The sequence below is a fragment of the Micromonospora echinofusca genome (assembly GCF_017614955.1).
Taxonomy (GTDB): Bacteria; Actinomycetota; Actinomycetes; order Mycobacteriales; family Micromonosporaceae; genus Micromonospora; species Micromonospora echinofusca_A.
On sequence record NZ_WVUH01000298.1, the window covers coordinates 1 to 9,106 of the forward strand.

A 9,106-nucleotide genomic window follows, 5' to 3' on the forward strand; every position below is an offset into this window, starting at 1 on the left:
GTGTGGGGCGATGGTGTGGGGCGATGGTGTGGGGCGATGGTGCCCGGTCAGCCGGCGACGGTACCGGTACCGGCCGGCACGACGGCCGGGTCGGGGGCGGCACCGTCCCGCTGCACCGGCGGCGCGGACTTCGGCCGCAGGTGGTGGCGGGCCTCGGTGAGGAACGCCTCGGCGTACGACTCGGCCGGGAAGTCCCCCAGGTACCGGGTCCGGGTCTGCCAGCGGGTCTCCGCCAGCGGGTCGGCCCCGAGCAGGAGGTCGAGTGCCGTATCGACGTTCGACAGGTCCCGGTGCAGCACGTAACCCGCCCGGGCCAGCGGGAAGTCCTCGGTGAACCGTTCACCGAGCCCGAGCATGTCGGTCACCGCGTAGGGCTTGCCGGAGTAGAGGTAGTCGGAGATGACCCCGGAGACGTCCGAGACCAGCGCGTCCGACCGGTTCACACAGTCGACCAGGGTCAACTCCCGGGCCGCCGCGCCACCCCAGACGTGCTGCCGACCGGTCCGGGTCCGGTCGGCGGCGAGCAGTTCCTCGATCCGGGAGAGCTGCCGGGCCGACTCCGGGTTCTGCGACGTGTACGGGTGGGCCCGCAGGATCACCGTGGCACCCCGGGCCAGCAGGCGCGTCACCAGCGTCTCGCCCACCGGCAGCGAGCAGTAGTTGGCGTCGGCGTAGTGGCCGGTCCAGGTGGGGGTGTAGAGGACCGTCCGGTCGGCCAGGTCGGCGATCGGGGTACGCCGTACCTCGATCGACTCCACCTGCGGTCGGCCGACGATGGCGAACTTCTCCCGGGGGATGGTCACGCCCGCGCGGGCGTACCGGTCGATGGCGGCCTGACCGGCGACGAAGATCTTGTCGAAGATGGCCGAGACCGGGTTGGCGCTGGGCGCCTTGTCGCTGTCCCCGTGGTGCAACTGGATGTGGGTGAGCTGGTTGAACCGGATGCAGTGGCTGTTCTTCGCGCCGTGGTTGACGTAGAAGGCCACCTTCAGGCTCGGCACGATCGCCTCGTCGATCGCCTTCAGGGTCGGGCAGACCACCACCGGGGCGCGGGTCGCGGCGGTCACCACCGGCAGGAACTCCGGCTCGCGGAGCAGGACCAGGAACGGCCGGCCGATCCGCTCCAGGTAGGGCAGCCACATGGTGATCTGGTATTCCGAGCCGGGCGGCGCGGAGAAGTAGAGCAGGAACTCGGGGGCGTGCCGGCGCAGTGCCCGGGAGACCGGGCTGCCGGCGGTCGACGGGGTGAACCGGCGTTTCGCCAGGGCGAGGACCGCCCCGGCGGCGACCGCGCCGACCAGCAGACCGGCCAGCATGACCGGCCAGGCGGGCAGGGTGAGCGCGGCGCTGAGCGCGGCCAGCGCCAGCAGACCGGCGACCGCCGTGCCGAGATGCGTGGTGACCAGCCGGGACTGCGAGCGTACGGCCAGGTTGGCGGCCTGGATCTCCAGCGCGCCGGCCTCCCGCAGCGGTCGTTCGGCCAGGACCAGGCCGAGGACGACGACCGCGGTCAGGCCCAGCGCGGGGTCGAACCCGTCGCCGAGCTGGCGGGCGTACGCGGTGATCACCCCGGCCGCGACCAGCACGGTCTCGGCGACGTTCTCCGCCTGCGGGCGGATCCGGCGTTCCACCAGCGCCGCACCGATCGCGCCGAGGGCCAGCAGCACGCCGACGGTGGTCGCCGGGGTCAGCGCCAGTACCCCGAACGCGGCCACGGCCAGGCCGGCGGCCAGCGCCCGGACGGCGAGTTTGCGGACCAGGGTTCCGCGCATCTCAGGCTCCCGCTCGGCGTACGTCGACCACCTGGCCGGTGAGGTTGGACAGCAGCACGTCCAGGGACGCCTGGGCGACCGTCTCCGCGGCGAGCAGGGTGTGCTCCGGCTCGTCGCCGAACGCCCTGGTCCGCATCGGGGTGGCGGTGCGCTCCGGGTTGACGCAGTTGACCCGTACCCCGAACTCGGACCACTCGTCGGACAGTGCCTGGGTCAGGTTGACCAGGGCCGCCTTGGTGGCCGAGTAGAGCGCGTACCGGGCCCGTCCCCGGGTGTACGAGCTGGAGGTGTAGAGCAGCAGCTGTCCCTTCGTCTGCCGCAGGTACGGCAGGGCCAGCCGGGCGATGGTGACCGGGGCGACGAAGTTGACCTGCAACATCTGCTCGATGGTCGACTCGGGCATCTCGGCCAGCGCGCCGGTCTCCAGGATCCCGGCGGTCACCACCACGTGGTCGATCCGGCCGGTGGCGTCGAACGCCTCCCGCAGCGCCTTCTCCACGTCCTCGGGCCGCTCGACGTAGGTGCCGGTGGTGGACCGGCCGACCGAGAAGACCTGTGCGCCGTAGCCCTGGGCGAGCTCCGCGAGCCGGGCCCCGATGCCGTAGCTGCCGCCGAAGACCACGATGGTCCGGCCGGTCAGCTCCTCGGTGTAGGCGCGCTCGTCGGTCAGCCGGGGCGCCTGGGCGGCGGCGAGCTGGAAGAGCTTGTCGGCCAGGTGCACGTCGACCGGGTGGGTGACCTTGATGTTCTCGTCCGCCCCCTCGATCACCTTGATCGGCACCTCGGGCAGGTACCGCAGTACCACCCCGCAGTCGTCGGTGGCGTGGAAGTCCGGGTCGGCGGCGGCCAACCGGTACGCCTCGCGGATGGTGGGGGAGCGGAACGCCTGCGGGGTCTGCCCCCGGCGCAACTGGGCCCGGACCGGGATGTCGGTGATGCAGTCGTCGGCGTCGACCCGGATGATCGTGTCGGCCGAGGGGATGGCCACGTCGACCGCCGCGTACGACCAGAGCGCGTTGACGCACTCCCGGACGATCCGCCCGGACAGCAGCGGCCGGACCGCGTCGTGGAAGAGCACGTTGCAGTCGTCCGGGCCGAGCGCGTCCAGGGCGAGCCGGGTGGTGGCGTTGCGGGTGTCCCCGCCGGCCAGTACCCGGCTGACCTTGCGGAAACCGGCCCGGTCGACGATCTGCTGGGCGGCCTCGACGTGCCCGGGGGCCATCAGCACGATGATCTCGTCGATCTCCGGGGCGGCCTCGAAGACGGTGATGGTGTGCTCGATGATCGGCTTACCGGCGATCTTGAGCAGTTGCTTCGGGATGCCCAGGCCGACCCGGGAGCCGGTGCCGCCGGCGAGCACGACCGCCACCGTCCGGGTGGGCCGCCACGGCGCCGGGCCGTCCGGCCGGGTGTCCGCTGCGGTGGTCAGGTCCTGCGTCATTGCCGATCCTCACTGGTCCACGGGGTCGATGTGCGGGGTTCTCCGGTCACGCCGGACGCGGCTCCGCCGGTCCCTGGGCGCCGGGCATGGCGCGGTACGGCGCGGGCGCTACGACCTTAGCGCCCGCGCCACCGATCACTTGCCGCCCATGAACGCCTCGTACGCCTCGACCACCTCGGGGGTCGGCCCGTCCATCCGGATCACCCCGGACTCCAGCCAGATGGTCCGCTCGCAGGTCTCCCGGATCGTGCCGATCTGGTGGCTGACCAGGAAGACCGTGCCGGCGCCCGCGCGCAGTTCGCGGACCCGCTGCTCGCTGCGGCGGCGGAACCGGCGGTCGCCGGTGGCCAGCGCCTCGTCGATCAACAGTACGTCGTGGTTCTTGGCCGACGAGATGGCGAACCGGAGCCGGGCCGACATGCCGGAGGAGTACGTCCGCATCGGCAGTGAACCGAAGTCGCCCCGCTCGTTGATGCCGGAGAACTCGATGATCTCCGGGACCTTCTGTTTGACCTGCTCCGGGGTCATCCCCATGGCCAGGCAGCCCAGCGCGGCGTTGCGCTCGCCGGAGAGGTCGTTGAGCAGGGCCGCGTTCACCCCGAGCAGCGACGGTTGGCCCTGGGTGTAGACCGCACCCTTGTTGGTGGGCAGCAGCCCGGCGATGGTCCGCAGCAGGGTCGACTTGCCGGAGCCGTTGCTGCCGATCAGGCCGATCGCTTCGCCCCGGTATGCGGTGAATGTCACACCCTTGACCGCGTGCACCTCACGCACGGTCGGGGCCGGCGCCCGGGAGACCAGCCGCTTGAGGGCGCTCGCCGGGCTGTTGGCGCCGGCCGTGCCGGCACCGTGTACCCGGTAGATCACGTGGACGTCGTCGACGATCACGGTGGGGATCCGTTCCCCGTTGATCGTCGCCACCGACGCGGGGACGGTGTTGGTCAGCTCAGCCACGGCCGTACTCCTGTTCGCCTCGCCAGAAGTAGATGTATCCACCCACGCCCACCAGCAGCGCCCAGCCCACGGCGTACAGCCACAGCGTCGGCGCGGCCGAGGTCAGCGGGGAGTCCTCCAGCAACGCGTGCCGGATGAGTTCGATGTACACCAGCAGCGGGTTGGCGTGGACGAGGTTGACCAGGATCGGGTTGTCCAGGTTCTCGGTGAACTTGTCGACGCTGTAGAGCACCCCGGAGCCGTACATCCAGGTGCGCAGCACGAACGGCATGAGCTGCTTCAGGTCGGTCATCTTCGCGCCGAGCCGGGCCAGGCCCAGGGCCAGGCCGGCGTTGAAGATCGACTGGAGCAGGATCGCCGGGGGTACCAGCAGCCACTCGACGGTCAGCGGCTCGCCGGTGACCAGCACGATGCCGACCAGTACCACCATCGCGGAGAGCAGGTGCTGGAACTGGGTGAGCGTCACCGCCAGCGGCAGGCAGGCCCGGGGGAAGTGCAGCGCCCGGATCAGGCCGAGCTGACCGCTGACCGCCTGCACGCCGCCGGAGACCGCAGCCGAGGTGAAGTTGTAGACGAACAGCCCGACGCAGAGGTACGCGATGAAGTTCGGGACGCCGTTCCTGGTGCCGAGGATCACGCCGAAGATGAGGTAGTAGACCGCCGCGTTGGTCAGCGGGGTCAGGACCTGCCAGATCCGGCCCAGCCGGGCGGTGCTGTACGACGCGAGGACCTTCGCGTTCGCGTACGCCGCGATGAAGTGCCGGTACGACCACAGTTGCCGGGTGTAGGCGGCGAGGGTGGGTCGCTTGCCGGCGACGCTCAGGCCGTACCGGGCGGCGAGCTGCGCCTGGGACAGTCCTGGACCGGTATCGGCCACCGCCGTGTTGGCCATGGTTGGGCGCTCCGATCTTTCAGTTTTGCGGGATGCGCGCGACATCTGTGGAGAGCGTGGCCGGCGCGGTGGACCGCCGGCGCCTCGTCGCTGCGTGGAAGGTAGTGCAAAACACGTAGCGACGCAACCGTACCGTCGCTGCGCTACATTGTCCCACGTGACGACCGAGAAGAGACGTGCGCCGGCCGGCGCGGCGGTGCTCCGCGACGACATCACCACGGCGATCCGTGGCGCCGTCATGCACGAGCTCGCCGCCGTCGGCTATGCGCGACTGTCGATCGAGGCGGTCGCCCGGCGGGCCGGGGTGAGCAAGACGGCGGTCTACCGCCGGTGGAGTTCCAAGCTCGACCTGGTCCTGGAGATCGTCTCGGCGGCGGCGGGGCAGCGGCTACCGTTGCCGGACACCGGCAGCCTCACCGGCGACCTGGAGGTGCTCTTCCTGATCATGGCGAAGGCCCTGGGTCACCCGCTCGCCTCGCAGATCATCCCGGACCTGCTCGCCGAGGCGGCCCGCAACCCACAGATCGCGCAGACCCTCCAGACGGCGCTGCGGGTCAACCAGCACACCATCGGCGCGCTCGTGATCGGGCGCGCGGTCGAGCGGGGCGAGCTGGCCCCGACCGCCGACCCCGACGCCGTCATCGACCTGATCGTCGGCCCCCTGTACTGGCGCCTGGCCATCGCCCGGGTACCGCTCGACCCGACCGAGCTGTCCCGGATGGCCGCCGTGGTGGCCGGTGCCCTCCGAGTAGCATGCAACCCGTCATCCCGGGACGAGTCGGACGTCCAGCTCTTCGCGAAACCGTGAAACTCAGCTCGACCGGGTCGACACCCGATCCGCACCGCGCGAACCGGTCCCAACCGGACCGGTTAGCATCGCGGCCGGACGAGCTCCAATCGACAGGAGGATGCCCATGCCTGGGCTGAACGCAGAATTCATCCCCCCGGCCCGGCCGGTCATCGGCGAAGCCGAGATCGAGGCGGCGGTCCGGGTGCTGCGCAGCGGCATGGTGGTGCAGGGCCCGGAGGTCGCCGCCTTCGAGCAGGAGTTCGCCGAGCTCGTCGCCGGTCGGCACTGCGTCGCGGTCAACTCCGGTACGTCCGCTCTCCAGCTCACCCTGATGGGCCTCGGCTTCGGCCCCGGTGACGAGATCATCGTCCCCTCGTTCTCCTTCGCGGCCTCCGCCAACGCGGTCCGGCTGGTCGGCGCCGAGCCGGTCTTCGTCGACATCGAGCCGGGCAGCTTCTGCATCGACCCGGCCGCGGTCGAGGCGGCGATCACCCCGCGCACCGTGGCGATCATGCCGGTGCACCTCTACGGCCACCCCGCCGCGATGGACCGGATCATGCCCATCGCCGAGCGGCACGGCCTCGCCGTCGTCGAGGACGCCGCCCAGGCGCACGCCGCCGCCCTGAACGGCCAGCCGGTCGGCTCGTTCGGCACCGCCGGCTGCTTCAGCTTCTACCCCACCAAGAACATGCACAGCCTCGAAGGCGGCATGATCACCACCGGTGACGCCGGCCTGGCCCGCACCCTGCGGCTGCTGCGCAACCAGGGCATGGAGCAGCGGTACGCCAACGAGATCGTCGGCGCCAACATGCGGCTCACCGACGTGGCCGCCGCCATCGGCCGGGTCCAGCTCACCCAGCTCCCCGAGTGGACCGAGCAGCGCCGGGCGAACGCCAAGTTCCTCGACTCCCGGATCACCGGCATGATCACCCCGCCGGTGGCCGACGCGGCGAAGCACGTCTACCACCAGTACACGGTGCGGGTCACCGGCGACCGGGACGCCGCCCAGCGCAAGCTCACCGAGCTGGGCATCGGCAACGCGGTCTACTACCCGACCCCGATCCACCGGCTCATCCCGTACCTGGTCGACGGCAAGCCCGGCCCGTGGGACCTGCCGGAGACCGAGAAGGCCGCCGCCGAGGTCGTCTCGCTGCCGGTACACCCGTCGCTGAGCCAGGCCGACCTGGAGCGGATCGCCGACGCCGCGAACATCGCCGGGGGTGCCGCGTGAGCAACGGTCGCAAGCTGCGCGCCGGCCTGATCGGCCTCGGCGCGATGGGGCGCAACCACGCCCGGATCCTCTCCGGCCTGGACGGCGTCGAGCTGGTCGGCATCGTCGACCCGGCCGGCGACACCACCGGTACGCTGCGCGCCCCGGTCCTGCCGGAGCTGGGCGACCTGCTCGCGCTCGGCATCGACTACGCCGTGGTCGCCTGCCCGACCGCCCTGCACGAGCAGGTCGGCCTGGACCTGGCCGCCAACGGGGTCTGCGCCCTGGTCGAGAAGCCGCTGGCCCAGTCGGTCGAGGCGGCCACCCGCCTCGTCGAGGCGTTCGAGGCCCGGGGCCTGGTCGCCGGGGTCGGCCACATCGAGCGGTACAACCCGGCCCTGCAGAACCTCCGGCTCCGGCTGGAGGCCGGCGAACTGGGCGAGGTCTTCCAGGTCGTCACCCGTCGGCAGGGGCCGTTCCCGCACCGGATCGCCGACGTCGGCGTGGTGATGGACCTGGCCACCCACGACATCGACCTGACCAGCTGGGTCACCGGCCAGGAGTACACCTCGGTCTCGGCCCGCACGGTCTCCCGCAGCGGCCGGCTGCACGAGGACATGGTGGCCGCGGTGGGCCAGCTCGCCGACGGCACGATGGTCAACCACCTGGTCAACTGGCTGAGCCCGCTCAAGGAGCGGTCCACCGTGATCACCGGTGACCGGGGCTGCTTCGTCGCCGACACCCTCACCGCCGACCTGACCTTCTACGCCAACGGCGCCATCGACACCGAGTGGGAGGCGCTGCGCGCCTTCCGGGGTGTCGCCGAGGGCGACATGGTCCGGTACGCCATCCCGAAGCGCGAGCCGCTGCTGGTCGAGCACGAGCGGTTCCGGGACGCCGTCGAGGGCAAGGAGAGCGACATCGTCACCCTCCGCCAGGGCCTGCGTACCGTCCAGGTGGCCGCCGCGCTGCTCGAGTCGGCCTCCGCCGGGGTGACCGTCTCGGTCGCGCCGACCGGCACCGACAGCATCCCGAAGCAGGCCACCAGCACCCTGTAACACCGGTCGCCGGCCAGCCCGGGTGACCGGGCTCCGGCGGTCGGTTCCACGAAGCGGTCAGCCCACGAGGGAACAGGCACGAAGATGGCAACAGGCAGCACCTCCCGGCCGGTCCGGGGGCGGGTCGTCATGCTGGTGGACAACGGGGTGCACGGTGACTCCCGGGTCCAGAAGACAGCCCGCTCCGCGGCCGAGGCCGGCTGGGAGGTGGTCCTGCTCGGCATCGCCGGGAAAGCCGGCCCGCAGACCTGGTCCATCGGGGACGCCGAGGTCCGCCTGATCAAGGTGCCCCGCCCGCTCGGGCAGCACCCCACCCAGTTCCACCGTTCGCTGCGCCGGCCGCTGGCGTACCCGGCCGGGCGGCACTCCGGGTACCGGGTACAGCTGATGAAGGCCCGCCAGGCCGACCTCGCCGAACGCCGGCTCGCGCTGGCCGCCGCCGGTGGCCTGCGCGCCACGCTCGGCCGGAGCCTGCTCGCTGCCCCGCAGCTCACCGCGAAGGTGCTCGGCCGTTGGGCGAAGTTCCGCGCCGGTGAGCTGCACCGGCTGCGCAAGCACCAGCAGAACCCGGACGCCCTGCTCACCCGGCTGCCCGTCCGGTTCTGGCAGCGCACCATGGGGGAGCGGGCCTGGCGCCGGCTCGACCCCGGGCTCTGGGACTACGAGCTGGCCTTCGGCCCGGTGATCGACGCCCTGCGCCCGGACATCGTCCACGCCAACGACTTCCGCATGATCGGCGTCGGGGTGCGGGCCGCCGCCCGGGCCCGCGCGAAGGGCCAGCGCACCAGAGTCGTCTGGGACGCCCACGAGTTCGTCGCCGGGGTGCTCGGCCGGGCCGACAACCCGCGCTGGCTGCCCGCGCAGATCGCGCACGTCGAGGAGTACGTCCGGCACGCCGACGCCGTGGTCACCGTGTCGGCCACCCTCGCCGAGCTGCTCCAACGGACCCACCGCCTGCCGGTTCGCCCCGAGGTGGTGCTGAACGCCCCGAC

General features: G+C 71.7%; 7 protein-coding genes and 1 pseudogene. 4 read left to right on the top strand and 4 right to left on the bottom strand.

From position 1 onward, the window contains the following. Window positions 1–47 precede the first annotated feature (47 nt). From GSF22_RS26030 to GSF22_RS26045, 4 genes and pseudogenes are all read right to left on the bottom strand, one after another. Window positions 48–1,772 (bottom strand): CDP-glycerol glycerophosphotransferase family protein, encoded by a 1,725-nt coding sequence (locus GSF22_RS26030; RefSeq protein ID WP_208816372.1) that lies wholly within the window; start codon window positions 1,770–1,772, stop codon window positions 48–50. A gap of 13 nt (window positions 1,773–1,785) precedes the next feature. Further along, window positions 1,786–3,213, bottom strand: a pseudogene (locus GSF22_RS26035) (SDR family NAD(P)-dependent oxidoreductase); the annotation flags it as partial. 135 nt (window positions 3,214–3,348) lie between these two features. Then, complete coding sequence (locus tag GSF22_RS26040; RefSeq protein ID WP_208816374.1) at window positions 3,349–4,164, bottom strand: ABC transporter ATP-binding protein; 816 nt, start codon at window positions 4,162–4,164, stop codon at window positions 3,349–3,351. Continuing rightward, the gene (locus GSF22_RS26045; RefSeq protein ID WP_208816375.1) at window positions 4,157–5,056 is read right to left on the bottom strand and encodes an ABC transporter permease; all 900 of its coding nucleotides are present in this window, start codon (window positions 5,054–5,056) and stop codon (window positions 4,157–4,159) included. The genes GSF22_RS26040 and GSF22_RS26045 overlap by 8 nt, the downstream gene beginning before the upstream one ends. Before the next feature lie 157 nt (window positions 5,057–5,213). Here GSF22_RS26045 and GSF22_RS26050 point away from each other — a divergent pair, with 157 nt between their 5' ends. The 4 genes from GSF22_RS26050 to GSF22_RS26065 form a co-directional block, all read left to right on the top strand. Further along, on the top strand, window positions 5,214–5,864 hold the full coding sequence (locus GSF22_RS26050) for a TetR/AcrR family transcriptional regulator (protein WP_307804330.1): 651 nt from the start codon (window positions 5,214–5,216) through the stop codon (window positions 5,862–5,864). A 106-nt stretch (window positions 5,865–5,970) separates the two neighbouring features. Further along, window positions 5,971–7,077: a DegT/DnrJ/EryC1/StrS family aminotransferase gene (locus tag GSF22_RS26055; protein WP_208816376.1), complete on the top strand. Its 1,107-nt coding sequence runs from the start codon at window positions 5,971–5,973 to the stop codon at window positions 7,075–7,077. Further along, window positions 7,074–8,114 (top strand): Gfo/Idh/MocA family protein, encoded by a 1,041-nt coding sequence (locus GSF22_RS26060; RefSeq protein WP_208816377.1) that lies wholly within the window; start codon window positions 7,074–7,076, stop codon window positions 8,112–8,114. The genes GSF22_RS26055 and GSF22_RS26060 overlap by 4 nt, the downstream gene beginning before the upstream one ends. Window positions 8,115–8,198: 84 nt before the next feature. After that, a partial coding sequence (locus tag GSF22_RS26065) for a glycosyltransferase (protein ID WP_244454146.1) occupies window positions 8,199–9,106 on the top strand: 908 nt, incomplete at its 3' end.